Here is a 25576-nt window from a genome sequence, read left to right on the forward strand (position 1 = left end):
CGGTCCGCGCCTTTCAGCCGTTGCGTTGCGTGATTTAATCAAGGGTTCACCCAGCTTTGCTAGTGGCTGACGCCTGGATAGGTGAGATGCATCTGCTGTTCGCCACATCGATCGTGCCCGACGGCGCTCTCGCTTCGGGCTATGAGATCGCCAATGCTGCGATCATCGCCGCCTTGCGGCGCGCCGGCGTGCGCGTCACCGTCATCGGCTTCATCTGGCCGGGCAAGGCGCCCAGCGACCCCGAAAACACCATCGTGCTCGGCGCCGTCGACGTGCGCACGGAAAGCGCCTCGGCGCGGCAGAAGCTCGCCTGGCTTGGCAAGGCGGTGCTGTCAGGGCTCACCTTCGCTTCCGTGAAGCTGCGCGCGGTTTCCGACAGCGAAGTCCGTGCCGCGATCGAGCGCGCCGGTCCCTTCGACGGTTATGTCCTGAATTCCGTGCAGTTTGCCGGCGCCTTCGAAAAACTATTCGCCGACCGTCCCTCGATTTTCGTCGCCCACAATGTCGAACATGGTTCGGCCAAAGAGAATGCGGCGGCAGCAAACAGTCGCTTCCAGCGCCTGCTGTTTACCCGCGAGGCCAGGCTGCTCAAGACCATGGAGGAGCGGCTCTGCCGCCGGGCTCGCTTCGTCTTCACGCTGGCCGAGGAAGACCGCGCCGCACTCGGCGTTGCCAGCGACGACCGCTCGGCGGTGCTGCCGCTGGTGACCACTGCCACGGCGCCAAAGCCGGTCAAGCCGCGCCGTATCGATTGCGACGCGGCGCTGATCGGCACCTGGACCTGGCAGCCGAACCGCATCGGCCTCGACTGGTTCCTGGAAAAGGTCGTGCCGCATCTTCGCCGGAGTTTTCGCGTCAGGGTCGCCGGCAACATGCCGTCGGATATCACCTCTGCCCATCCCGGTGTCGAATTTGTCGGCCGCGTGCCCGACGCCCAGGATTTCGTGCGCGGCGCCGCCGTCATTCCACTGATCAGCACCGCAGGCAGCGGCGTTCAGCTCAAGACCATCGAAACCTTCGAACTCGGCCTGCCGTCGGTCGCCACCAGCCGTTCGCTGCGCGGCATCGATCATCGCCCGGCAAATTGTTTCATCACCGACGATCCGGCCGCCTTCGCCGGCGCGCTGGAGGCAGCTGCGGCCGATGTCAGGGATGTCGATGGCAGCGCCTTCCATCGCCGGCAGATCAAGGCACTGGATGCCGCCATCAGGCTCGGCCTGGAAAAGCTTGGGCCGGTGGGGGAGGAGGCGTTTGCATGAACATGCACACCGCCCGCGCCGCCTTCGGGCTCGATACGCTGAAGACGATCCTTGGCATTTCGGTCCTTGCCATCGGCTGGGATGACGCGATCGCGCTGCTCGCTCGTCTGATCGCCGAGCGGCGCTTTACCAAGGTCAGTTTTCTCAACGCTCACAACGCCAACATCGCCTCTACCGATCCGGTCTTTGCCGAGGCGCTCGACGATTTCCTCATCCTGCCTGACGGCGTTGGCGTCGATCTGGCGGCAAAGCTGCTCTACGGCGCGCCGTTCCCGGACAATCTCAACGGCACTGATCTCATTCCGGCCTTTCTGCAGGCATCGGCGAGGCCGCTGACCGTCGGGTTGCTTGGCGCCACCCGCGCCAACGCCGAGGCGGCGTCGGTCAGGCTGGCCGCGCTGGCGGTGCAGCACGAATTCGTCGTCATCCATGACGGCTATTTCTCCCCCGCCGAAGAGCAGGCGATCGTCGATCGCATCGAGGCATTGCGGCCCGACGTGCTGCTTGTGGCCATGGGCGTGCCGCGCCAGGAATTGTGGATCGCCCGTCATATCGATGCCCGCCACTGCACGCTGCCGATCGCCGTCGGCGCGCTGCTCGATTTTCTCTCCGGCACGGTGCCGCGGGCTCCTCTGTGGATGCGCCAGCTGAGGCTCGAATGGTTGTTCCGTCTGTGCATCGAGCCCGGCCGGCTGTGGCGCCGCTACGTCCTCGGCAATCCGGTGTTCCTGCTGCGTGTCGTCAGGCAGAAATTCTCGCGTCGGCCCGAGCCCGCCGGAGAGTTGCGGTGAACAGCCGCGTCGTGCCGAGCCCTGCAGCCGAGACCGGTGCCCTGCCGCAAACGCCGACGGCGGCGGTGGTGACCGCCAGCTATGCGCCGGATTTCGAACGCTGCCGCCTGTTGTGCGAGACCCTCGACCGCCATGTCTCCGGCGTGGCGCATCATTACATTCTGGTCGAGCACCGCGACGTGGCGCTGTTTCGCCAGTTGGAAAACGACCGCCGCAGCGTTGTCGACGAGCGCGACCTGCTACCGCGCTGGTTGCGTGTGTTCGACGATCCGATGAGCCTCTTTCGCCGTCGCATCTGGCTCAGTCTCAAGACCCAGCCGCTGCGCGGCTGGCATGTGCAGCAGCTGCGCCGCATCGCCATCGCTGCGCATGCTGAAGAAGACGTGCTGGTCTTCTGTGATTCCGACGTCGCCTTCCTCAAGCCATTCGATCTGAGCGCCTTCTGGCGCGACGGCAAGGTGCGGCTGTTCCGGCGCGACGGCGTGCTGTCGAGCGACGGTCACGACGAGCATCGCATCTGGTCGCGCAATGCGGCCTCGGCGATTGGTATCGATGCATCCGAGGTTTCGAACCACGACTATATTTCGACGCTGATCGCCTGGCGCCGTCAGACCGTGACGGCGATGTGCGCCGAGATCGAGAAGGTGCACGCGCGCGGCTGGGTCGAGGTCATCGCTTCAGTGCGCCGGTTCTCCGAATGCATGATCTATGGCCGCTATGTCGACGATGTGCTGAAGGGCGCTGGCCATTTCCGCGGCTCGGAGGAATTCTGCCGCGTGCACTGGACCGGGGAGGCGCTGTCGGATGACGAATTCCGCAGCTTCGTCGCCGCTATGGCACCGGGGCAGGTGGCGATCGGCATGCAATCCTTCATCGGCACCGATATCGGCCGCATCCGCCGCCTGATCGGATTGGCTTAGATTGCCTTGGCGGGCTTGCGCAGCGCCGAATAGGTCAGCAGCGCCGAGGCGAGATAGAGCAGCAGGAAGACGACATTGAGCGATACGACAAGCCTGGGCGTGTCGGCAATCGTGGTCAGCACATAGGTCAACAGCACCGCCTTCAGCCCCGCCAGCAGGCCGAGGTTGAGCGCCCTGAGCGCGGTCTGGCCGCGCGCGAACAGCAGCTCGGCCTGGTATTCGACCAGGTTGCGCAGTCCCGGCACGCCGATTGCCAATGCCACCAAGGGCGACGCCTCGGCGACATTCCGGCCAAGTGCATTGGGGAAGAAATGCAGCACGATGCCGAGTGCGGCCAGCGCCAATGTCGACACCAGGAACACGCCGGCTTCGATACCGCTCTTGACCCGCAGTCGCGACAACAGCTCCGGCGACCGCATCATCTTCTGCACCAGCATCATCGAGAAGGTGCGGATCGGTATTGCCGTCAGGTCGACCAGCCGCATGATGATGGCATAGATGCCGGCCAGATGCGGCCCGCCGATCGCCAGGACAAGCAGCTTGTCGAATTCCGACTGCAGGTAGAACAGCACTTCGGCGCCGGCAACATAGATCGAATCGGCAAGCCGCCTGAGATAGAGCTCGGTGCGCAGCCTCAGCCGCTGGCGTGGATAATAGAAGCCGAAGGCCAGCAGCAGCGAGGCGGCGTTGGCGCCGATGTAGAACAATGACCAGATCCAGACGCTGTGCTGCCCCGACAGCATGAACAGCACGGCGCCCAGCGCACGGAACGCCGTGGTCACGATCGACAGCACCGCGGCGCGGCCGAATTTGCCGAGCCCGTTGTTGACGATCAGCACCACCTCGACCGGCCGCCACAAAAGCGCTTCGGCAAAGACGATTGCGGCAAAGACGGCCAGAGGCACGGTGCTGGCGAAGAAGATCAGGTAGACGCCCCAGGAGGCCGCCGCCAGCAGTGGTAAGGACACGGCGCCAAGCAAAAGGAAGCCGGCGGTGAAGGTGCCGATCAGATTGGGGCGGATGGTGGCTGTGCGGTAAAGCGCCGAGATGAAGCCGAAGGCGAGGATGCGCGACAGCATGACGCCGGCCGCCGAGGCGGTGGCGAACATGCCGAACTCGGCAATCGACAGCGTGTTGGCAAGTGCGATGAAATAGGCAAGCGAGAACACCAGCCGCCCGCCGGCGCCGCTGATGGCTGAAAGATAGTCGCGAACCAGCCCCCGTCTTTCGGCAAGGAAGGTGCCGATGCGGGCGAGTGTCCGCCTTTGCGGTATGTCGCTGGCCTGCGTCATATCGAGGAAAGCCGTAAGCCGGAAAGCTTAACGTGCGGTTCTGACGCCATTTTACAGATCCCGGCAATGCGTGGCGAAGCGAGAAACTTTCACTTGCAGACTTCGGAAATTAACCTTTTGTTTCCCATGCCTGTTTAGCGTGACTTAACGATTGGCCGACCGCCGCTCCCGCGCCGTCGAAGGTAAAGTTTCGAGACAATGGTCGACAGGGAAAACCGTGAAGACTGGAGGCGCGAGCGCTCCCTCCTGGCGCTCGGCAAAGCCGTGCGCGGCGATGAGGCGGCGGATGCGTCGGCGGTCTCGATCGGTGACCGGGTGGATCCGTCATGGCGCGAGGATGCCGCCACGCGTCACCGCATAGCCCGCTCGCAACGCGAGGCGCGGTCGAATCCGGCGCCAACGTCACCGCCCGAGCCGCCGCAGTTCCAGGCCGACGGCGAACCCGTTTCGGCCGCCAGCGCGCGTGAGGAGCCTGTTTCCGGCCGGCGTCAGCAGCACGCCGCCTATGAGCCCCGCTCTTTCCACGAGCAGCGACCGGACCGCGACGACGATGACGGGCAGGAATGGAAACCGCTGATCGATCCGCTCCAGGTCGTCCGCGGCATTAGTCGTTCCAAGTTGCTGATCGTCTCGACGACGATATTGGGGACGGTGCTCGGCGTCGCCGTCGCCGTTTCGACACCGAAGAAATACGAAGCCACCACACAGATGGTCATCGAGCCAGGCGACCTGAAGCTTTCCGACAACGATCTCACCCAACCGGTCGGGCAGCCCGATGCGGCGCTGGCTGTTGTCGAAACCCGCATCAAGATGGTGACATCCGGCAAGGTCCTTGACAAGGTCGTGGCCGATCTCAATCTCGTCGACGATCCGGAGTTCAACGGACAGGGCTCTGGCGGCCTTGGCGTCCTGTCGCTCATTCGCTCGATACTGTCGCGCCAGGATGGCCCTGGCGGCGGCGGTGAAGTGCGCCGCCAGGCGCTGGCGGTCGGCAATCTGGCCAAGAGCCTGTCGGTTGAGCGCAGCGGCAAGAGCTTTGTCGTTTCCATCAGCGCCACCACTCAAAGCGCCGACAAATCGGCGAAGATAGCCAATACGACCAGGGACGTTTTCCAGCAGGAGGCGGCCCAATACCAGTTCGGGATGGCCGGGCGCGCGACGGACCAGCTGACGGCCAAGCTCGATGACCTGCGCAAGGATGTCGAGACAGCGGAGCGCAAGGTCGAGGATTTCAGGGCCACGCATGATCTCGTCGACGCGCAGGGCCATCTGATCAGCGACGACCAGATGCTGAAGCTCAACGAGCAGTTCTCAGTCACCCGGGCCCGTACGCTGGAACTCAATGCCCGGGCCGCGTCGGCGCGTTCGCTGGACGTTAATTCGGTCATCAACGGCACGTTGCCGGAAGAAATCAATTCCAACACGATGAGCGAACTGCGCGCGCAATATGCAGCTTTGAAGCAGGAGGCCGACCGCGCCGCCGTGCGTCTGGGACCGCGTCATCCCGAATACCAGGCGCTCAGTGCCCAGCTCGACGGCTCGCGCGAGCGCATCGCAGGCGAACTGCGCCGCATCGCCTCGTCGCTGCAGGTCGATTTGAAGCGCTCGGTCCAGCTTGAGCAGGATCTCGCTTCCCGCCTGGCTCAGGCAAAGGTCCAGAGCGGCGACGTCAACAGCGATCTGGTCAGCCTGCGCGAACTGGAGCGTGATGCCACGGCCAAACGCTCCGTCTACGAACAGTACCTTCTGCGCGCCAAGGAGACCGGCGAACAGCAAAACATCAACACCACCAACATCAATCTGATGACCCCCGCGCAGCCGCCGCTCGAGCCCAACGGACCGTCGCGGGCTGTAATAGCGCTGGCTGGCCTGCTGCTCGGACTTGCTTCGGGCATCGGTCTCGGCGCCATGCGCGGCGCCTTTGCCAGCCTGCGCGGCGCTGCCAATTCGCGTTCGCGCGGCAGAATGGACGAACGCCGCCCTCCGGTCGAGGACAAGATCTATCGCGCGCCGCTGCCTGCGCCGCCGCCGCCAGCAGCACCTCCGGTGTTGCCGGTCGAGACCGCTCCCGCCCGCAGCCCGGGTCTGTTCGGCGGACTGTTCTCGGCGATGCGCAAAGCCACGCCGGGTAGCGGGACGTCAGGCGATCGGCCCGTCGAGACCTACCGCGCCCAACCAGCCGCCGAAGATATAAGGCCGGTGCAGGAGCCTGTGGGCTATCGCCAGCCGGACTTCCGGAACGAGGTTCCGCACGCCAATCCCCCTGCGCAGCAGCCTGGCTACGCGCAGCCTCGTCAGCCGGCTGGCTATGCCTATTCGCAGGCTCAGCCGATGCCCGCGGCGTCCGGGCCGTGGTCTTCTCCGCAGCCCGCTGGGGCGGCGCAGGAAGACCAGCAGGCGCAAATCGACGATATCCGCGCCAGCCTGCGCGAATTTCGCGAAGCGGTGCGCGAACTCACCGAAAGCCGTTCGCACCGCCGCTATTTCTGAGCAATTCCAGGAAAAATGTGAAACGGTTTTCCCGGGAAAAGCGCGTAGCGCGCTTTCCCTTGGGAATTGCGTCAAAACAAGAAATAGACCGGTTCAGCCTTTCCGTGAAAGGATGAGTCGCTCTGAGCCCGTCAGCACAGAATAAAAGCTGCCGGTTTCGAGTTTACGGCATGTGACGGCGCTTTGACGGGATTGCTTAGGCCAAATTTCGTGACAATGCCGCGCAGCATGGCGCCCAAAAAGCGCTGCCGTCGGGCTTTACCCGAATGGGCGGAACGTTTGGAACAACGACATGCACGAAGCAACGTTCAAGGCGGGCGCCGCGCCTTGGCTGGAATGATGTCGAGGATGGTTCATGGCCGAAGTGATTGACGGAAAGATCGTCGCCGCAGACGTGGTTCAGAAGGTCAAGGCCTTGACCGACGACCTGGTCGCCAAGGGAAAGGCCCAGCCCGGCTTGGCGGTGGTCATCGTCGGCGAGGATCCGGCAAGCCAGGTCTATGTCGCGTCGAAGTCGCGCACCGCCAAGGAATGCGGCTTTCATTCGCTGCAGCACACACTGCCGGCCGACACGTCCGAAGCGGCACTGCTGAAGATCATCGGCGAACTCAACGCCGATCCGGCCATCAACGGCATTCTGGTGCAGCTGCCGCTTCCCGCCCATATCGATGCCGGCAAGATCATCCAGGCCATCGCACCGCAAAAGGATGTCGACGGCTTTCATTTCATCAATGTCGGCAAGCTCGGCACCGGCGAACTCGAAACAGCCTTCGTGCCCTGCACGCCGGCCGGCTCCATGCTTTTGATCGAACGCGTGCGCGGCAAGGATCTTTCCGGCCTCAACGCGGTCGTCGTCGGCCGCTCCAACATCGTCGGCAAGCCGATGGCAAATCTGTTGCTTGCCGCCAACTGCACCGTAACCATCGCCCACAGCCGCACCAAGGATCTGCCGGCACTGGCCCGCACAGCCGACATTCTGGTTGCCGCCGTCGGCCGGCCCGAAATGATCAAGGGCGACTGGGTCAAGCCCGGCGCCACCGTGATCGATGTCGGGATCAACCGCATTGCCGCACCCGAGAAGGGCGAAGGCAAAACCCGCCTCGTCGGCGATGTAGCCTATGCCGAAGCGGCCAAGGCCGCCGGCGCCATTACCCCCGTGCCCGGCGGTGTCGGACCGATGACCATTGCCATGCTGATGGCCAATACGTTAGCCTCAGCCTACCTTGCGGCCGGCTTGAAGCGGCCTTCCTTCTGACCCAGAAAGCAGCTTCTTTGCCGAACCTTACTATACCCTCTGAACGGCCGGTCGTGGATGATCCCGTTCAAGGGGGCCGGCAATTCGCGTTCCTGCTGGTCGACAAGTTTTCGATGTTTTCGCTGGCAGCGGCGATCGATACCTTCCGCTCGGCCAACCGCCTGCTCGGCCGCGATTTCTATGGCTGGACGACGGTCTCGGCCGACGGCGATCCCGTCATGGCCTCCAACGGCCTGCCGCTCAAGATCGACTATGCCGTCGCCGATTTGCCGCCCGTCGATATCCTGTTCGTGTCGGTGGGCCTGTCGGTCGAGTTCCCCGGCAAGAGCAAGGTGCTGGCGGCGCTGCGCAGCTGGGGCCGGCGCGGCAATGCGCTCGGCGCGCTGTCGGTCGGCTCTTACCTCCTGGCCGAAGCCGGTCAGCTCGAAGGTTATCGCTGCACCATCCATTGGGAAAACCGCGCCGGCTTCGTCGAGCGCTTTCCCGACATCAATTGCACCGGCAACGTCTTCGAGATCGACCGCAAGCGCTACACCTGCGCCGGCGGCACCACCTCGATCGACCTGATGCTGGAGATCGTGCGTGGCGACTTCGGCTCGAACCTCGCCAACGGCGTTGCCAACCAGTTCCAGCATGAGCGCATCCGCTCCGCCGGCGACCGCCAGCGCGTCGGGCCGGAGCGCGACCTGACCGGCAAGTCGGAGAAGCTAAGGCGCATCGTCGAACTGATGGCCGACCATCTCGACGAGCCGCTATCAGCCGTGCAGCTTGCCAAATCGGCGGGCCTGTCGGTGCGCCAGGTCGAGCGCTTGTTCCTGCGCCATTTGAGCGTCACGCCCGGTCGTTACTACATGCGGCTCAGGCTTGAGCGGGCGCGCGAACTGCTGCGCCAGACCAACATGCCGATCCTCGACGTGGCCATTGCCACCGGCTTTACCTCGCACTCCTATTTCGCGCAGAGCTATCGGCTGCAGTTCGGCCGTCCGCCTTCCGAAGAGCGGCGCACCACGTACTGACGCGGTGCTGAGCCGGCCTCGGAACAGGCCTCGGCCGGCGCCGATCCTGTTACACGGCAACCGTTCGTGACCCGCTCCGGGGCTTGTGCCCGGACGCGCCGTCAAATAGCTTCCGGCGCGGATCAGAGGGCGGTCTCAAGGAGATTTCCATGGCGGGACTTTTGCGGAGCGTCGCTGCGGCGCTGCTCCTTTTGTCGATGACTTCGCTCGGCTTTGCCGCCAACAAGGTCATCATCATTCTTGACGCTTCGGGCTCGATGTGGGCCCAGATCGACGGCAAGCCGAAGCTCGAGATCGCGCGCGAATCGCTGAGGACCGTACTGCAGTCGGTCCCGGGCGACGACGAGATCGGCTTAATGGCCTATGGCCACCGCGAAAAGGGCAGCTGCGACGACATCGAGCTGATCGTGCCGCCGCAAGCCGGCTCGGCTAGCGCCATTTCGGCCGCTGCCGACAGCCTGAAATTCCTCGGCAAGACGCCGCTGACCGCAGCCGTCAAGCAGGCGGCCGAAGCTCTGAAATACACCGAGGACAAGGCGACCGTGGTTCTCATCACCGATGGGCTTGAAACCTGCGAAGGTGACCCGTGCGCGCTGGGCAAGGAACTGGAGGCCTCAGGCGTCGATTTCACCGTCGACGTCGTCGGCTTCGGCCTGACCGCTGACGAGGGCAAGCAGATCGCCTGCCTTGCCGACAACACCGGCGGCAAATATATCCAGGCCTCGGACGAGAAGGCGCTGCAGGAAGCACTGGTCGAAACCGTCGCCGCGCCGGCTCCGGCGCCGGCACCCGAACCCGCTCCGGCGCCTGCCCCTGAACCGGCAAAGCCCGAATTCAATTTCATCCCGACCGTGGTCATGGCGGAAGGCGGCGATCCGATCACCGACGGCAATGCCTGGGAGGTCTACAAGGCCAAGCCTGATGGCACGCGTGGCTACAACGTCACCACCGAATACGGCGCCTACAAGGGCAATCTGGAGCCGGGCGACTACATCATCGTCGCGCGCGACGGGGAGGCCAAGACCGAACAAAAGCTCAAGGTCGAGGCAAGCCAGATCTACAAGCCGCTCTTCACCCTGAATGCCGGCACGCTCATCATTCATCCGCGACCAAGCGTGGGGGCGGATGTTGTCGATGGCGCGGCTGTCGTGATCGACTATCCGGGCGCCGATAACCCCGCGACCTACTATGGCACCACCAAGGTGGTGTTGCCGGCCGGCGACGAGAAAGTGACTGTCACCATCGGCCAGGGCGTGGCTACCGAGACGATTCCGCTCGCTGCCGGCAAGACGGTCGAAAAGGACATCATCGTCGGCGTCGGGCATGTCGTGGCCAACGCCTACTATGTCGCCGGCGGCGACAAGGCCGATGGTTCAGGCATCGGCTTCAAGGTCTTCAAGGCGAAAAAGAAGATCGACGGGACCAGGGAAGAGGTGACCTACTCCTATGGCCCTGACAGCAAGTTCGATCTGCCGGCCGATGACTATGTGTTGATTGCGACGGTCGACCTCGCGGTCGTCGAGCGGCCGTTCACCGTCAAGGTCGGCGAATTCCAGGATGTGAAGGTCGCCATGAACGCCGGCGTGCTGGCAATCACCGCGCCCGGCGCTTCAAAGATCGAGATTTTCGAGGCTAAGAAAGACATCAACGGCAATCGCAAGTCGCTTGGCTACGCTTACGACCAGAAGTATCAGGCGGCGATAGCGACCGGCGATTATGTGGTCGTTTCGGAGAAGTCGGACAACAGCTCGAAGGAAGGCACCGTAACGGTCAAGGCCGGCGAGCGAGCCGAGCTCACGGTGCAATAGGATCGTATGGACGAACGCAAAAAAGGGCGGCCACGAGTCGCCCTTTTTCATGGATAAGGCAATCTGGTCAGGCCGTGCCGAAAGCACTGGCGCCGTGGTCGGCGCGGCCGACCAACTGGCGGAAACCAGCGAACAGCTCGCGGCCGAAACCGAACTCGTTGCCGATGAGATCGATGTCGGCCGTGCGGCGCAGCGCGAGCTCAGGCCCCGGCACCAGCACTTCCAGCGTGCCGGCATCGGCGTCGAGCCGGATGATGTCGCCGTCATGGATCCTGGCGATCGGCCCTTCCTCGACCGCTTCCGGCGTTACATGGATCGCCGCCGGCACCTTGCCGGAAGCGCCAGACATGCGCCCGTCCGTGACCAGCGCGACGCGCTGGCCACGATCCTGCAGGATGCCGAGCACGGTGGTCAGCTTGTGCAGTTCCGGCATGCCGTTTGCCTTCGGGCCCTGGAAGCGGATGACGGCGATGAAGTCGCCGGTCAGCGTGCCGGCCTTGAAGGCTTCGTTCAGTCCCTGCTGGCTGTCGAACACCTTGGCCGGCGCCTCGATGACGCGGCGTTCCGGCTTCACGGCGGACGTCTTGATGACGGCGTGGCCGAGATTGCCGGCGAGCACTTTCAGGCCGCCGGTCGGCTGGAAGGCCTTCTTGAACGGCGCCAGCACCTTCTCGTCGCCGCTTTCCAGCGGCGAGGCTTCACGCACGACGCCGCCATCTTCGCCGAGCCGGGCCTCGACCGCATAGGGCCTCAGGCCTTCGCCCCATACCGTCTGCACATCCTCATGCAGGATGCCTTCGTCGAGCAATTCGCGGATCAGGAAGCCGAGCCCGCCGGCGGCATGGAAATGGTTCACGTCGGCAAGCCCGTTCGGATAGACGCGCGCGAGAAGCGGCACCGCTTCCGACAGGTCGGAAATGTCCTGCCAGGTAAGCGTGATGCCGGCCGCCGCGGCCATGGCGATGAGATGGATGGTGTGGTTGGTAGAGCCGCCGGTGGCGTGCAGGCCGACGACGCCATTGACGAAAGAGCGCTCGTCGATCATGCGGCCGACCGGCGTGTAGGCGTTGCCGAGCGCGGTGATCGCCAGGGCTCGCCTGGTCGCCTCGCGCGTCAGCGCGTCGCGCAGCGGCGTGCCTGGATTGACGAAGGACGCGCCGGGCGTATGCAGGCCCATGATCTCCATCAGCATCTGGTTGGAATTGGCGGTGCCATAGAACGTGCAGGTGCCCGGCCCGTGATAGGATTTGGACTCCGCTTCGAGCAGTTCTGCGCGTCCGGCCTTGCCCTCGGCATAGAGCTGGCGGACCTTGGCCTTCTCGTCATTGGGGAGGCCCGTCGTCATCGGCCCTGCCGGCACGAACACCGCCGGCAGATGGCCAAAGGTGAGGGCTGCAATCACCAGCCCCGGCACGATCTTGTCGCAGACGCCGAGATAGACGGCGGCGTCGAACATGTTGTGCGACAGGCCGATCGCCGCCGACATGGCGATGACGTCGCGCGAAAACAGCGACAGCTCCATGCCGGGCTGTCCCTGGGTCACGCCGTCGCACATGGCGGGCACGCCGCCGGCCACTTGCGCGATGCCGCCAACTTCCTTCGCGGCTTCCTTGATCAGCGCCGGGAAGGTTTCGAAGGGCTGATGCGCCGACAGCATGTCATTGTAGGAGGTTATGATGCCGAGGTTCGGCACCTTGTCGGCGCCGAGCGCCAGCTTTTCAGACGGGCTGCAGACGGCAAAGCCATGCGCGAGGTTGCCGCAAGACAGGACGCCCCGGTTGGCGGTGCGGCTGGACGCCTCGGCGATGCGGCCGAGATAGCGCTCGCGGCCGGCTTTCGAGCGTTGGCGGATGCGTTCCGTGATGGCTTCGATGTCGCGTCTGGCTGTCATGGTCGGTCCTTTCGAGCCCCGGAAGAACGTCCTCCACCGTCTGCCGGGACTACTTTGCGTGAAATCAGGGTGCCCAGAACACCTCTACCGGGGTGGGTGCCGCTTCGAGCACTTTGCGGATGGGCTTTTTCGCACCCGGTCCCATCGCACCGTCGAAGGCGGTGCGCTTGTCCTCGCCTTCTATATGCAGCGCGATGAAGCCGGCGTCGACGATCCGCGCCAGCGGCAGCGTCAACCGGGGTTCGCCGGCGCTTGCCGCGTGAACCGGCAGCACGATCCTTGATGAGGCCGGGTCGAGCAAATCGCCGAGATTCTCGGCGTCGGGAAAGAACGAGGCGGTGTGGCCGTCGCCGCCCATGCCGAGCACGACGACATCGAGGGGCCAGGGCAGAGCCTTCAGCGCCGCATCGTCGGCCGCCGCGGCGGTCTCGATGCTTGCCGCCTCATGGTAGAGCGGCACGAAGTGCGCGGCAGCCGCCTTGTTCTGCAGCAGGTTGGCCGCGACCAGCCCCGCATTCGAGCGCGGCGAGGAGGCCGGCACGAACCGTTCGTCGACCAGCGTCACCGTCACCTTGTTCCAGGCGATCGGAATGGCCGAAAGTGCTGCAAAGAACTTTGCCGGCGTGGTGCCGCCGGAAACGGCAAGCAGGGCCGTGCCGCGCTCGTCGATGGCCTTGGTCAGGCGCGCCGCGACATTGCCGGCAAGGGCTGCCGCCAGATCCTGGCGCCCGGCAAAGCCGTTCCAGTTATAGACGGGCTCGCTCAATTGCTTTCGTGCCATGTCCGCCCGTCGCGTTCGATCAGCGCAATCGAGGCCGAGGGACCCCATGTGCCGGCCGTATAGCCTTGCGCCTCCTGCCTGGCGCTTTCCCAGGCGTTCTGGATCGGGTCGATCCACTTCCATGCCGCCTCGACTTCGTCGCGGCGCATGAACAGCGTCTGGTTGCCGCGGATAACATCCATGATCAGCCGTTCATAGGCGTCCGGCGCGCGGCCGTCGAAAGATGTTGCAAAGCTCATGTCGAGCGGGATCTGGCGCAGCCGCATGCCGCCCGGGCCTGGATCCTTGATCATGATGAACTGCTTGACGCCTTCGTCGGGCTGCAGCCGGATCACCAGTTGGTTGGCTGAGATCGGCCCGGCGCTGTCGCCGAAGATCGAATGCGGGATCGGCTTGAACTCGATGACGATTTCCGAAACGCGGGTCGCCAGCCTTTTTCCGGTCCTGAGATAGAATGGCACGCCGGCCCAGCGCCAATTGCCGATCTCAGCCTTGATGGCGACGAAAGTCTCCGTGGAGCTGTCTTTGCCAAGTTCCTCGACATAGCCTTTCACCGCGCCGCCTGCAGAGGCGCCGGCGCGGTATTGGCCGCGCACGGTGTGCTTGGGTGCCTCATTGCCGTTGATGCGCTTCAGCGCCCGCAGCACCTTCAGCTTCTCGTCGCGCACGGCATCGGCATCCATCGACGATGGCGCCTCCATGGCAACCAGGCAGAGCAACTGCAGCATGTGGTTCTGCACCATGTCGCGCAGCGCGCCGGCCTTGTCGTAGTAGGTGACGCGGTCTTCAAGACCGACGGTCTCGGCCACCGTGATCTGCACATGGTCGATATGGGCAGAATTCCAAAGCGGCTCATAGAGCGCGTTGGCAAAGCGCAGCGCCATCAGGTTCTGCACCGTCTCCTTTCCGAGATAGTGGTCGATGCGGAAGATCTGGCTTTCGTGGAAGTCGTCTCCAACCACGTCGTTGAGCTTGCGCGCCGAATCGAGGTCGCGGCCGATCGGCTTCTCCAGCACGATGCGCGAATTCGGCGTGATGAGATTGTGGGCTTTCAGCTGGTGCGAGATGTCGCCGAACAGCGCCGGCGCAACCGCCAGATAGAAAGCGCGAATGCGGTCGCTTTCGCCGATCGCCTTTTTCAGCTTGTCGAAGCCGGCACCCGTCGTCGCGTCGGCCGACACGTAGGACAGCCGGGCAAGGAATGTCTTGAGTTCCTCGGCGTCGATGTCGGCCGGCTTCACATGCTGGGAGATCGCCTGCTTGGCGAAAGCCTGGAATTCCTCGTCGCTCATTTTCGAGCGCGAGGTGCCGATGATGCGGGTCGGCTCGGAAAACTGGTGGTCGCGCTGGCGGTGGTAGAGCGAGGGAAGCAGCTTGCGTTCCGACAGGTCGCCGGTGCCGCCGAAAATGATGAAGTCGAAAGGATCGACGGGAATGATCTGGCTGGTCATGGTCTGTCCGCTTTGACGCCGCTCGCTGTGACGCGGCAGGATATAATCTAATCGATTTAAACTATCCAGTGCCATGGTGTCACATCGAGGCCAAATCACTGCATATTGATTCGCTCCAAATGTGCCTTGACACTGGCTGCCACCCGGAGGCTTTTCGTCAAGCGATGGTCCCGGGGCTTTCGCGCCTGCAACATAAAGCGGGAATGTGACGAAAGCTAATGCGTGTCGCCCAGAAGTGCGAAGCGGTTCTGGGAGACAGACACGCATCAAACAAAAAGGAAAATGCGCTTGCGACGTGGGTCTTCAATGAGCGGAAAAAGCATGCGTCTGGAAAACAAGGTTGCCGTCATCACGGGTGCTGCGTCAGGTTTCGGCGAAGGCATGGCCAGGCGCTTTGCCGAAGAGGGCGCCAAGGTCGTCGTCGCCGACCTCAACGCCAAGGGCGCGGAGCGCGTTGCAGCAGAGATCGGCCAGGCCGCGATCTGGACCCAGACCGACGTTTCGCAGCGTTCCGAATTCGACGAGATGGTCTATGCCGCAAAAAGCGCCTTCGGCCGCATCGATATCATGGTCAACAATGCCGGCTACACCCATCGCAATGGCGACATGCTCGACGTCGACGAGGCGACCTTCGACCTGATCACTTCAGTCAACATGAAGGCGATCTATCACGCCGCACTTGCCGTGGTGCCGATCATGGAGCGGCAGGGCGGCGGCGTCATCCTGACCACGGCTTCGACCGCCGGTCTGCGGCCGCGGCCGGGGCTCACCTGGTACAATGCCTCGAAGGGCTGGGCGATCACCGCGACCAAGTCGATGGCGGTCGAACTCGCGCCCAAGAACATCCGCGTGAACTGCCTTTGCCCGGTCGCCGGCGAGACCGGCATGCTGGAGAAATTCATGGGCACTGACACGCCCGAGATCCGCGAGAAATTCCGTGCCTCGATACCGCTCGGCCGTCTGTCGACGCCACTCGATATTGCCAACGCTGCGCTTTGGCTCGCGTCGGACGAAGCCGCCTTCATCACCGGCGTGGCGCTGGAGGTCGACGGCGGCCGCTGCATTTGAGCAATTCGGGAAGTACCTCGCTGTTAGCAATGCATGGCAGACAGAGCCACGTCGGCAAGAGTTCGCATTGGTGCGCCGGCCAGCCGAGGAACGAACAGTTGACGTCGTCACGCCGGACCCCAGTTTGACTTCTCGATCCCCCGAAAGGCATAACGGATCGTGGATAGTGTTGGCGGGTGATGAAGATCAGGCAGCAGAAAAGTCGCTACGATCTGGGATGGCGGCTGCGGCTTTACCTGGCCACGCGTGCGCGGGCACAAAGCAAGGCAATTTTCATCGGCATTACCGGAAGCTCCGGCAAGACCACGGCGGGAAGCCTGCTTGGACACATCCTGGCCGGTCATGGTTCGGTCCATACACAGGTTCTGGCCAACACGATGAAACTGTTGGTCTCGACGCTATCCAGGCGAATGGGAAAGGGCGGCAAAACCGACTACGTCGTCTTCGAGGCTGCTGCATTCGGCCCGGATACAATGAAGCCCATGGCCGAATTGCTTCGCCCCAACGTGGCTGTTGTCACAATGGTCCGGCTGGAGCATCGGGCCAGTTTCAAGACTGTGGAAAACGTCGCTCGAGAAAAGAGCGCCCTGGTCGCGGCGCTGGAGCCGGGCGGCTTCGCGATGCTCAATGCCGATGACCCTCTTGTGATGGGCATGGCCTCGGCGAGCGACTGCCGTTCCGTCACATTCGGCACATCGGAGCAGGCGGATTATCGCGTCAGCGATATCGAGGCCTCCTATCCCAAGCCGTTGCGGTTCTCGCTCCACTGGCGCGGCGGTGTGCTCAATATCGAGACGTCGTTCCCCGGCGAGCATTTCTGGCTGCCGACTTCAGCGGCGGTGGCAACCGCTCTTGAGCTGGGCGTGCCTGCGCAGATGGTCAAGCACAGGATCGCGACGTTCCAGCCTCTGGAAAATCGCGGCCAGGTGCTCGTCCCCGCGGGTGGCCCCCACTTCATCGTGGATGCCGCAAAGGCGCCCTGGCATTCGCTGAGCCTTGCCTTCGACATGGTAGCCGGATCGACATTTGGGCGAAAACGTATCGTTCTTGGCCAGCTATCGGATTTTTCCGGCTCGAATAACAGATATGCCCAAGCTTACAGCAGCGCGCGCGAGATTGCAGACCAGGTGATTTATGCCGGCGATCATGCCCATCGCTCCAAGGCGAACCAGGCAGATCGCGACAGCGGCCGCTTCATCGAATTGCGCACGGCGAGGGAAGTGTCGGACTACATCGCCCAAACCGCGCAGCCTGACGAGTTGATCCTGCTCAAGAGCTCGTCCAATCTGCACCTCGAGCGTGTCGCACTTGCCTGGACCCACAACGTCGAGTGCTGGGTTTCGGTATGCGGCAAAACCGAGGGATGCGAGCAATGCGGCCTCTATGAAGTGCCGTTTGAGCAGCACCGTGAGTTTGTGGCGCAGAGAAAATCGAAGCGCCGCAAGCACAGACTGCTGCGGCTCCTCGGTCGCTAGAACTCTTTGGCTCAAGCACGCCAGCGCCCGTTTGACTCTGGAACTTGGCACGACGCATATTAGGCTGAGCTAAAAGCTGGCGGGGTGTGAAACTGGAATCGCTGAAAATTCGCAAGGACTTGGGCTGGGCGCTGCGACGGCTGCAGGCGCGCTGGGTGCGGGCGCGTAACGAGGCGACGTTCATCGGCATTACCGGCAGCTCCGGTAAATCCACATCCACCAGCCTGCTTGCACACATACTGGGCGCCCAAGGCAAGGTGCATCTACAGGCCCAGGCCAATACAATGCCTGCGCTCATCCGAACGCTTTACAAGCGCCTGAGGAAGGCCGGCAAAGTCGATTACGTCGTTTTCGAAGCCGGCGCTTCCGACTTCGGCACGATCAGCGCCATGGCGCAGATGCTGAAGCCGAGTGTGGCGGTGGTTACGATGATCCGTCTGGAGCATTTCGGCAAGTTCAGGACTCTGGAAGCTGTGGCGGGAGAGAAGCGGGCGCTGGTCGAGGCACTCCAACCCGATGGACTTGCGGTTCTCAATTGCGATGACCCACTGGTGATCGGCATGGCGTCTGGCGCGAAATGCCGGATTGCGACCTTCGGCCAGTCCGGCGAGGCAGACTACCGCGTGAGTGACGTGCATGCCGCGTATCCGGAATTGCTGCGGTTCACCCTTCATTGGCGCGGTGGCAGCCTGAATATTCAAGCGCCTTTTCCCGGCGAGCAATTCTGGCTGCCGACTGCAGCGGCCATGGCCGCCGCCTTGGAACTTGGCGTCCCGCCAGAGCAAGTCGTAGCAAGAACGGCATCGTTTGCACCACTGCCCAACCGCTCTACGGTGCAAGAGGTATCCGCGGGTCCGAAATTCCTGGTCGATACGGCCAAAGCGCCCTGGCATTCGCTCAACATTGCTCTGGAGATGATTGCAAAGGCCAAGGCCGCTCGCAAGCGCATTGTGCTTGGGCAGATATCCGACTACGCCGGCTCGTCGAGGAAATACGGCAGTGCGTACAAGATCGCTCGCGAAATCGCCGATGAGGTCATCTACACGGGCGGCAATGCGCATCGCTCGCGCGCCAGCCAGGCCGACCGCGACAGCGGCCGGTTCATTGAGCTTCGCAGTCCCAAGGAAGTTTCGGATCACATCAAACAGACGGCAGTCCCAGGAGAACTGATTCTGCTGAAAAGTTCGTCCAACCTTCATCTGGAAAGGATCGCGCTCGCCTGGACGCACGATGTGAAATGCTGGACCCCGCTATGCGGCAGGTCAGAAAGCTGCCAAATGTGCGGCCTCTATGAGGTGCCGTTCGAGGAACACCGGGATTTCCTGGCGAAGCGCAAACTTGCTCGCAGGAGACACCGTTTCAGGTGGTTGCTCGGCGGCTGACCAGATCTGGCGGCTTGTGTCTCAAGCCCCGGTCTTGATGTAGCTCTTGTAGATCCAGCCGCGCTTGCCGTTGTAGACGATCTGGCACCATTTCTTGCAACTCACCACCTGCACCGACGACTTGGCGGGCACGGTGCCCATGGCGGCGGCGTTTTTCTGCGGACCGCTGCGCATTGTCACCGTCCTGAGGATGCGTCCGGTGCCGGCGGCAGCAGCCACCTTCTGTGGCTTGGCCTTGGCCTGGGTATCGTTCGTTGCGGCGGAAGATTGCTCGTCTGGAAGTTGCGGTTTTGGCGTCGGTATGGCGGCGGTTTCCGCGTCGTCGTCATTGGCGGGAGCAGCGACCTTTGACAACTGCGTCGTGGCGTCGCCCTGGGCCGCCGGTTCTTCGAATGCCGCGGCATCGGACGGTTTGGCGGCAGCCTGCTCGGTAGGCGCCTGATCGGATGGCGTCGCGGCAGGGTCGCTGTTGGATTGCGCCGCAGTCCAGCGCGGATCGTTGGCCGACAGCGGCGGCATCGCAGCCCCACCCACAGCGACCGTCGATGAAACCGCGTCGCCCTTGCGCGCGGCTTGTGGCGCCGCTACCGCTGCAGCCGTCGCTGCGACCGGGGCAATCTTGGTCGTCTTGACCGGAAAAGTCGGAACGTTCTGCTGTGTGCTGGCGATCGCTTGCCGGTCGTTGGCCGGCAATGCCAGCCAAAGCGCTATGCCTGCCACGCCAAGCAGCGCTGCGGTGCCGACCGCGGCGATCACCAGATGCGAATTCGTGCGCACCCCCTGCCAGAAGGAGGGCCGCATGTCATAACCGAATTGCATGGCGAAGCGCCGACGTTCCGGCGCGCCGAAACTGAAGGGCTCGTTCACTCTTGCCACCTCCAAAAGATGGGCCGGTGTTCTTTCGATCGGCGCCGGCAGCCCGGCATTCGATCGGCATCGGTCCCAACAACAAAGCGGGCAGGCCCGCAGAAATCCCCGTTCAATCGCCCAGAACCGGCATCCTTTGCCCTTGATTGTGGCATCAGTGCGCCCTCAGGGGAATTGTGCGCTCTTGTTAAGGATTCTGCAACGTCTCGCTGCGGCAACCAACAGCTCAATAGAATCAGCTCAGTACCAGCCCCGGCTGATATGAGATACTTTCCCTATATTCGGTCCCTCAGGGCAAACCAGTTCAGTGCGAGGAACAATAATGGCGTTCTAAAGCGCCGGCCACCTGGAAAAGCCGGGATGTTCAGGTCCTCGATCAGCTTCAGTCTTTCGCGGTTGCCCGCGACGGCCTGGGCATAGAGCTTGCCGAAGAAGTTCGACAGCATCACGCCGTGGCCGGAATAGCCTCCGGCCGAGATCACATTGGGCATCACCTCGCGCACGAACGGTTTCCTGGGCATGGTGATGCCGACATAGCCGCCCCAGCCATGGGTGATCTTGACATCGCTCAGCTCCGGATAAAGCTCGGCTATCTGCCGGCGGATATGGACATGGATGTCCTTCGGATTGTTGACGCCATAGACCTCGCGCCCGCCGAACAGCAGCCTTCCATCCCTGGATTTGCGGAAATAACGCACGACGAAACGCGAATCGTCGACCGCCTCGCCGCCCGGCAGCACTTTCGAATCGACGCCCAGCGGCACCGTCGCGCCGATGAAGGAACCGATGGGCAAGATGTGCGCGGCACTCACCGGCTCGAGCGTGCCGCCATAGGCATTTACACCGATCAGGCATTTCTGGGCGGTGATGGTGCCTCTCGAAGTCGTCACCCTGACCTTGCCGCCGCTGGAGGTAACACCGGTCGATAGTGTCTGCTCGAACAGGTGCGCGCCGGCCGCTGCCGCGACCTTTGCCGTGCCGATCACCAGCTTCATCGGGTGGATGTGTCCGGTGCCGGTGTCGCGGGTGCCGCCGAAGTAGCGTGTGGAGCCCAGCCGTTCGGCCGTTTCCCTGGCATCCATGAAGGCGGTGTGCGGATAATTGAAGCGGCCGGCCATGATCTCGGCATGCGCCTTGTAGTCGTCGAGATAACGCGGCTTGTGCGCCACGGACAACTGGCCGGGCATATAGTCGATGTCGATCTGGTTAACGGCGGCGAATTCGAGCAGGTGCGCTTTCGCCTCCTCGGCAAGGTCGAACAGCGCCTTGGCGCGGGAGAAGCCGTATTCGGCCTCCATCTCTTCGGCCCAGGCGCGCTGGCCCGTGCCGAGCTGGCCGCCATTGCGCCCTGAAGCGCCGTCGCCGAAGCGATGCGCCTCGATCAGAACGACGTCGGCTCCCGCCTTCGCCAAATGAGCGGCCGCCGACAGCCCGGTGAAGCCACCGCCGACGACGACGACGTCGCAGCTGCGGTCGCCGTCCAGGGCAGGGTACTCAGGGCGTGGTCCGGCTGTGTCTTCGTACCAGGAGCGACCGGGGGAGATAGGTGATTGGTAAGGCATGGGGACACCAGCCAATGGTGAATGGTGAATGGCTGCGAGACGCACGACGTCTGCGCTCATCCATCCAATATGAAACTACTCACCATTCACTATTCACCATTCACACGACGAAGTCGCCGCTCACACGTTGAGCAACAGATACTCCCGCTCCCACGGGCTGATCACTTCCATGAAGGTCTCGAACTCCGCCCGCTTGATCGCTGCATAGGTTGCGGCGAAGGACTTGCCCAGAAGAGCGCACAGCTCCTCGTCGCCTTCGAAAAGATCGACGGCTTCGAGCAGGCCTCGTGGCAGGTCGATCTCATCGGCGTTTGCGGTGGTCAGCACCGGAGGCTCGGCCTTGATCTTGTTGGTGATGCCGATCAGCCCGCAGGCAAGTGAGGCCGCCAGCGCCAGATAGGGGTTGGCGTCGGAAGACGGGATGCGGTTTTCGACACGCCGCGCCGCCGGATCCGAGCGCGGCACGCGGAACGCCGTGGTGCGGTTGTCATAGCCCCATTTGTTGTTGACCGGCGCCGAGGCCGACTGCGTCAGCCGGCGGTAGGAATTGACGTAAGGGGCAAACATCACCAGCGCGTTCGGCACATGCTTCTGCATGCCGCCGATGAAATGGAAGAAGTGGTCGGTTTCCGAGCCGTCCTTCGCCGAAAAGATATTCAGCCCGGTCTTCTTGTCGATGATCGACTGGTGGATGTGCATGGCAGAACCTGGCTGGCCCTGGATCGGCTTGGCCATGAAGGTGGCATAGATCTCATGCTTCAGCGCTGCCTCGCGGATGGTGCGTTTGAACATGAACACCTGGTCGGCGAGCTCGACCGGATCGCCGTGACGCAGATTGATCTCGAGCTGGCCGGCGCCTTCCTCGTGGATCAGCGTGTCGATCTCCAGGCCCTGGCTTTCGGAGAAATGGTAGATGTCGTCGATCAGTTCGTCGAACTCGTTGACGCCGGCGATCGAATAGCCGGCTCCGCCGCCGATTGCCCGTCCGGAACGCCCGACGGGTGGGGTCAGCGGATAATCCGGGTCGGGGTTCTTGCGCACCAGATAGAATTCGATCTCGGGCGCCACCACCGGCTTCAGCCCGCGCTTGTCATAGGCTGCTACCACGCGCTTCAGGACGTTGCGCGGCGTGAACTCGACCGAACGGCCATCCTGATGGACGAGGTCGCAGATGACGGCGGCCGTCGGGTCTTCTTCCCACGGCACGACGGTCAACGTCGACAGATCCGGCATAAGCTTCAGGTCGCCATCATCCTCCGGATAGTGGAAACCGTTGCCATCCTCGGGATAGCCGCCCGAAATCGTCGTCATGAACACTGCCGATGGCAGCGCCAGCGAGGTGTTGGAAGTGAATTTCTTCGACGGCATCATCTTGCCGCGCGCGACGCCAGCCTGATCAGGCGTGATGCATTCTATGTCTTCGATGCCGCGCCATTCCAGCCAAGCGCTGACTTCCTTCCAGTTCTTCACGCCGCGTTGATTTTTCACGAAGGCAGGCGTTCGGACGCGTCCTCCGCGGGTCGACGGACGGACTTCCTTTTTCGCAGGCGGCATCATTCACCAGTTTGGGTTGCAATTATCACAGTATAGCTGTTGCCGGTGATGGAAGGGAAGGGGAGCCGGCCCGATAGGTGCGGCAACGAGGCTGGACGGCCTCTGTCAGACGGCCTTGCCGGGCAGCGCATTTGCATCCAGCCATCTGCGCAAGGCACCGGCATAGAGCCTGCGCCATCCGCTTTGCGGCGCGGTCAGGAACCAGGATTGGCTGAGGTCCCAGCTGTCTGCGCACAGATCCCTGAGCCTTGTGTTGATGATGCCTTTGCCGGATAGCGGATAGACCGAGAATTCGGAAAAGAAGATCGCGCCGTCGATTTCGTAGAAATCGCAACGCATGTGATCGAACGGCACGGTCAGCCGCTCGGCGATGGCAAGCATGCGCGGGAAGGATGCCGGCAGGTCGATCCGGACCCACTGGGGGCCGCTGCCTGGCGGTGGCGGCGCATAGGTTCCGTCCCGGTCGAAATGACATTTCTGTTCGTTGCCGTGCTCATCCCGACGTGCGGCATAGACATAGGCCGTCGTCCCGTTGGACACGTGGAATTTGTACTCCAAAGCGACAGGCTGACTGTCCTGAAGGAGCATCTCTTCCACAAGGATGCGCCTGCTGGCGTACTTGTAGCCCCATTCGCCGAATTTCCTGCCGTAGCGACGGCGCATCCAGCGAGCTGTACGCCGGCGCAGCCTGGCTCTGTCCACCTCACCGTTGCGCACCATCATGTTCCAGCGGCAGCCATGATTGGCCTTCACCATGACATTGCCGGCAAGAACCTCCGCCGGAATCTTTGTTGCGTCTTCCCCGGACCATAGGACCTCGGCAGTCTTTAGTTCGGGGCAGGTGGACAAAGCGTAGGTTTTCGAGGCGAGCTTGTCGCAAGCTGTCGTGAAAAACGGATTGTGATCGAAAAGCTTTCGCCACAGGAACTTGTCTGCATAGGAAGCCGGTCTCGCCGGATCCGGCAGCATGCCGCTATGGTCGAATGTGCGTTTGCAAATCATGGGATGGCGCACCAGGCACCATGCCCGCGCCAGGGCGAGGATCACTCGATCGCTCTTTCCAAGAGCCGACACGATCAGCCCAGCTGCCGGGTCGAAGATGAACCGTCTCGTCGGGCGACGAACACGTCTCTGGTCATGTTTCGCGAGATGCTCGTGCGGCCGATGACCTCTAGCCGAGGGTCAAGTGTGCGTTCCGCATTTTCAGCCCAAAGCCTGCCTAGCGAAACAGGCTCCCACAAAACGATCTGCACAGTCTCGGCCGCGGTATCGGCGATACGAGACACGACAGCTGCCTTAGGCGAAACCATGCTCGCGACATAGACAACCTGAGCGTCGCTGTAATCATAATCGCATCCGTCGCACAGCTCGGCCCGCATGCGCGCATAGCTGAGCTTGGCGGCGAGCCTGTTTGCCGTTTCGACGGCTTCGGGAACGATGTCGAGGCCGATGATCTCAGGGACAGTTGTCTGGTCGTGAATACGGAACATGGTGAACGGTCGCCCGCCGCAGCCGACCATGACAGCGCGGCGGCAATTATTGAAATCGACATGATCGAAGACTTCGTCGAGGCGGTTATAGGCATCCTTTGATGACAGCACGCCGATGCTTGTTTTCCCCGCTGCGATCTGTCTGAACGATGCCGGACCGCTCAGGTCCTGATCCAGCATCTGCCTGATCTCGGCGGCATCTTGCGCCTGCACCATCTTGCCGAATGCGGCGGTCAGCGCCGGTCGGTGCGAAAGGATCTCCGGGTAGGTTTCAAGCAACGCCTCGCCGGTATCGTGTCCCATGGCGATGCCAAGATCTCGGATGGCATTTATGAGTTCGGTCGGAGCGCGACCTGGCAAGGAGCTCAGAATTTGCTCCAGTTCACGCTTCCAGGCGCCCAATTCCGGCATTGTTGCCCACCATTCCCCTTGCCGTAGCTAGCAGTGCGCGGCGACAACGTCTACATCACTGCCTTCACTTGAAACGGGACAGTCGACCATGCCCCTGACCACCATCGGCTTCGACGCCGACGACACGCTGTGGCAGAACGAACAGTTCTTCCGCCTGACCGAGAAGCACTTTGCAGCCCTGCTCGCCGATCATGGCGAGGCCGAGCACATCTCGGCGCGGCTGCTGGAGGCCGAGAAGCGCAACCTCGCCGTCTACGGCTTCGGCATCAAGGGCTTTACCTTGTCGATGATCGAGACTGCGATCGACTTGACCGAGGGCCGCGTTCCGGCCTCGACCATCGCCGAAATCCTGGCTGCCGGCCGCGATATGCTCGGCCATCCTGTCGAGGCGTTGCCGCATGCGCGTGAGACCGTGGAAAGGCTCGCCGGCGCCTACCATCTGGTGCTGATCACCAAGGGCGATCTGTTCGACCAGGAGCGCAAGCTGGCGGCGTCCGGCCTTGGCGACCTGTTCGATGCCGTCGAGATCGTCAGCGACAAGAGCGCCGCCACCTATGCCAGGATCTTTGGCCGTCACGGCAGCCCGCAGACCAGCATGATGGTCGGCAATTCGCTCAAGTCGGACGTGGTGCCGGCCCTCGAGGCCGGGAGCTGGGGTGTGTACATCCCGCACGAACTGACCTGGGTGCTCGAACATGTCGAACCGCCGGTGGCAGCACCGCGCTTCCGCCAGATTGTCGATCTTGGCGAACTGCCGGCTTTGATCGAGAGCATCGGCAAGGAAGGCTGACCGCCCCGCACGCGTTCGGGCGG

The 25576-nt window shown here is 62.9% G+C and carries 20 protein-coding genes; 11 read left to right on the forward strand and 9 right to left on the reverse strand.

The annotated features are described in order from the left end of the window. Window positions 1-86: 86 nt before the first annotated feature. From NKJ77_RS22540 to NKJ77_RS22550, 3 genes are read left to right on the forward strand one after another with little or no spacing between them, the layout of a single operon-like run. Entirely contained in the window at window positions 87-1259 is a 1173-nt protein-coding gene (locus tag NKJ77_RS22540; protein WP_352535780.1) for a glycosyltransferase, read from the forward strand. Next, window positions 1256-2050 (forward strand): WecB/TagA/CpsF family glycosyltransferase, encoded by a 795-nt coding sequence (locus NKJ77_RS22545; RefSeq protein WP_352535781.1) that lies wholly within the window; start codon window positions 1256-1258, stop codon window positions 2048-2050. The genes NKJ77_RS22540 and NKJ77_RS22545 overlap by 4 nt, the downstream gene beginning before the upstream one ends. After that, entirely contained in the window at window positions 2047-2970 is a 924-nt protein-coding gene (locus tag NKJ77_RS22550; RefSeq protein WP_352535782.1) for a DUF6492 family protein, read from the forward strand. Before NKJ77_RS22545 ends, NKJ77_RS22550 begins: the two co-directional genes overlap by 4 nt. On the opposite strand, the gene NKJ77_RS22555 is transcribed toward NKJ77_RS22550, so the two are convergent. After that, complete coding sequence (locus NKJ77_RS22555) at window positions 2967-4262, reverse strand: lipopolysaccharide biosynthesis protein (RefSeq protein ID WP_352535783.1); 1296 nt, start codon at window positions 4260-4262, stop codon at window positions 2967-2969. The genes NKJ77_RS22550 and NKJ77_RS22555 overlap by 4 nt on opposite strands. Before the next feature lie 198 nt (window positions 4263-4460). On the opposite strand from NKJ77_RS22555, the gene NKJ77_RS22560 reads away from it, so the two are divergent. The 4 genes from NKJ77_RS22560 to NKJ77_RS22575 all read left to right on the forward strand — a co-directional run bounded on the left by NKJ77_RS22560 (window position 4461) and on the right by NKJ77_RS22575 (window position 10831). After that, complete coding sequence (locus NKJ77_RS22560; protein ID WP_352535784.1) at window positions 4461-6752, forward strand: GumC family protein; 2292 nt, start codon at window positions 4461-4463, stop codon at window positions 6750-6752. 355 nt (window positions 6753-7107) lie between these two features. Then, window positions 7108-8007, forward strand: coding sequence for a bifunctional methylenetetrahydrofolate dehydrogenase/methenyltetrahydrofolate cyclohydrolase FolD (gene folD, locus NKJ77_RS22565; RefSeq protein ID WP_352535785.1), 900 nt, complete (start codon window positions 7108-7110; stop codon window positions 8005-8007). Between the two features lie 17 nt (window positions 8008-8024). Then, window positions 8025-9023: a GlxA family transcriptional regulator gene (locus NKJ77_RS22570; RefSeq protein ID WP_032888631.1), complete on the forward strand. Its 999-nt coding sequence runs from the start codon at window positions 8025-8027 to the stop codon at window positions 9021-9023. A gap of 149 nt (window positions 9024-9172) precedes the next feature. Further along, window positions 9173-10831 (forward strand): vWA domain-containing protein, encoded by a 1659-nt coding sequence (locus tag NKJ77_RS22575; RefSeq protein WP_352535786.1) that lies wholly within the window; start codon window positions 9173-9175, stop codon window positions 10829-10831. 67 nt (window positions 10832-10898) lie between these two features. On the opposite strand, the gene edd is transcribed toward NKJ77_RS22575, so the two are convergent. The 3 genes from edd to zwf form a co-directional block, all read right to left on the reverse strand. After that, window positions 10899-12722, reverse strand: a complete 1824-nt coding sequence (edd, locus tag NKJ77_RS22580) for a phosphogluconate dehydratase (RefSeq protein WP_352535787.1) — start codon at window positions 12720-12722, stop codon at window positions 10899-10901. 64 nt (window positions 12723-12786) lie between these two features. Then, entirely contained in the window at window positions 12787-13503 is a 717-nt protein-coding gene (gene pgl / locus NKJ77_RS22585; protein ID WP_023669306.1) for a 6-phosphogluconolactonase, read from the reverse strand. After that, window positions 13485-14954 (reverse strand): glucose-6-phosphate dehydrogenase, encoded by a 1470-nt coding sequence (zwf, locus tag NKJ77_RS22590; RefSeq protein WP_023681884.1) that lies wholly within the window; start codon window positions 14952-14954, stop codon window positions 13485-13487. Before zwf ends, pgl begins: the two co-directional genes overlap by 19 nt. Window positions 14955-15275: 321 nt before the next feature. On the opposite strand from zwf, the gene NKJ77_RS22595 reads away from it, so the two are divergent. From NKJ77_RS22595 to NKJ77_RS22605, 3 genes are all read left to right on the forward strand, one after another. Beyond that, window positions 15276-16022 carry an SDR family oxidoreductase gene (locus NKJ77_RS22595; protein WP_027049416.1) on the forward strand — a complete coding sequence of 249 codons (747 nt, stop codon included), beginning with the start codon at window positions 15276-15278 and terminating at the stop codon, window positions 16020-16022. A 179-nt stretch (window positions 16023-16201) separates the two neighbouring features. After that, window positions 16202-17497: a Mur ligase family protein gene (locus NKJ77_RS22600; RefSeq protein ID WP_023832759.1), complete on the forward strand. Its 1296-nt coding sequence runs from the start codon at window positions 16202-16204 to the stop codon at window positions 17495-17497. 86 nt (window positions 17498-17583) lie between these two features. Then, a complete protein-coding gene (locus tag NKJ77_RS22605; RefSeq protein WP_023832758.1) occupies window positions 17584-18879 on the forward strand; it encodes a Mur ligase family protein in 1296 nt (431 codons plus the stop codon). Between the two features lie 21 nt (window positions 18880-18900). On the opposite strand, the gene NKJ77_RS22610 is transcribed toward NKJ77_RS22605, so the two are convergent. From NKJ77_RS22610 to NKJ77_RS22630, 5 genes are all read right to left on the reverse strand, one after another. Continuing rightward, window positions 18901-19746: an SH3 domain-containing protein gene (locus tag NKJ77_RS22610; protein WP_023832757.1), complete on the reverse strand. Its 846-nt coding sequence runs from the start codon at window positions 19744-19746 to the stop codon at window positions 18901-18903. 275 nt (window positions 19747-20021) lie between these two features. Then, window positions 20022-21308, reverse strand: a complete 1287-nt coding sequence (locus NKJ77_RS22615) for an NAD(P)/FAD-dependent oxidoreductase (protein WP_023832756.1) — start codon at window positions 21306-21308, stop codon at window positions 20022-20024. A gap of 120 nt (window positions 21309-21428) precedes the next feature. Next, window positions 21429-22865: a glutamine synthetase family protein gene (locus tag NKJ77_RS22620; protein ID WP_023689329.1), complete on the reverse strand. Its 1437-nt coding sequence runs from the start codon at window positions 22863-22865 to the stop codon at window positions 21429-21431. Window positions 22866-22967: 102 nt separating this feature from the next. Continuing rightward, complete coding sequence (locus NKJ77_RS22625; protein ID WP_023832755.1) at window positions 22968-23909, reverse strand: ATP-grasp fold amidoligase family protein; 942 nt, start codon at window positions 23907-23909, stop codon at window positions 22968-22970. A gap of 29 nt (window positions 23910-23938) precedes the next feature. Next, window positions 23939-24763 carry a class I SAM-dependent methyltransferase gene (locus tag NKJ77_RS22630; RefSeq protein WP_023711778.1) on the reverse strand — a complete coding sequence of 275 codons (825 nt, stop codon included), beginning with the start codon at window positions 24761-24763 and terminating at the stop codon, window positions 23939-23941. 88 nt (window positions 24764-24851) lie between these two features. On the opposite strand from NKJ77_RS22630, the gene NKJ77_RS22635 reads away from it, so the two are divergent. Continuing rightward, complete coding sequence (locus NKJ77_RS22635) at window positions 24852-25553, forward strand: HAD family hydrolase (protein ID WP_031195901.1); 702 nt, start codon at window positions 24852-24854, stop codon at window positions 25551-25553. Window positions 25554-25576 lie beyond the last annotated feature (23 nt).

This window comes from Mesorhizobium sp. M0052 (genome assembly GCF_040323255.1).
Lineage (GTDB): Bacteria > Pseudomonadota > Alphaproteobacteria > Rhizobiales > Rhizobiaceae > Mesorhizobium.

Excerpts from the sequence above, each read along its gene's own strand:
- pgl (WP_023669306.1), bottom strand. The coding sequence starts at position 13,503 with ATGGCACGAAAGCAATTGAGCGAGCCCGTCTATAACTGGAACGGCTTT.
- NKJ77_RS22635 (WP_031195901.1), top strand. The coding sequence starts at position 24,852 with ATGCCCCTGACCACCATCGGCTTCGACGCCGACGACACGCTGTGGCAG.
- NKJ77_RS22600 (WP_023832759.1), top strand. The coding sequence starts at position 16,202 with ATGAAGATCAGGCAGCAGAAAAGTCGCTACGATCTGGGATGGCGGCTG.
- NKJ77_RS22540 (WP_352535780.1), top strand. The coding sequence starts at position 87 with ATGCATCTGCTGTTCGCCACATCGATCGTGCCCGACGGCGCTCTCGCT.
- NKJ77_RS22555 (WP_352535783.1), bottom strand. The coding sequence starts at position 4,262 with ATGACGCAGGCCAGCGACATACCGCAAAGGCGGACACTCGCCCGCATC.
- edd (WP_352535787.1), bottom strand. The coding sequence starts at position 12,722 with ATGACAGCCAGACGCGACATCGAAGCCATCACGGAACGCATCCGCCAA.
- NKJ77_RS22595 (WP_027049416.1), top strand. The coding sequence starts at position 15,276 with ATGCGTCTGGAAAACAAGGTTGCCGTCATCACGGGTGCTGCGTCAGGT.
- NKJ77_RS22630 (WP_023711778.1), bottom strand. The coding sequence starts at position 24,763 with ATGCCGGAATTGGGCGCCTGGAAGCGTGAACTGGAGCAAATTCTGAGC.
- NKJ77_RS22560 (WP_352535784.1), top strand. The coding sequence starts at position 4,461 with ATGGTCGACAGGGAAAACCGTGAAGACTGGAGGCGCGAGCGCTCCCTC.
- NKJ77_RS22620 (WP_023689329.1), bottom strand. The coding sequence starts at position 22,865 with ATGATGCCGCCTGCGAAAAAGGAAGTCCGTCCGTCGACCCGCGGAGGA.
- folD (WP_352535785.1), top strand. The coding sequence starts at position 7,108 with ATGGCCGAAGTGATTGACGGAAAGATCGTCGCCGCAGACGTGGTTCAG.
- NKJ77_RS22615 (WP_023832756.1), bottom strand. The coding sequence starts at position 21,308 with ATGCCTTACCAATCACCTATCTCCCCCGGTCGCTCCTGGTACGAAGAC.
- NKJ77_RS22575 (WP_352535786.1), top strand. The coding sequence starts at position 9,173 with ATGGCGGGACTTTTGCGGAGCGTCGCTGCGGCGCTGCTCCTTTTGTCG.
- zwf (WP_023681884.1), bottom strand. The coding sequence starts at position 14,954 with ATGACCAGCCAGATCATTCCCGTCGATCCTTTCGACTTCATCATTTTC.
- NKJ77_RS22545 (WP_352535781.1), top strand. The coding sequence starts at position 1,256 with ATGAACATGCACACCGCCCGCGCCGCCTTCGGGCTCGATACGCTGAAG.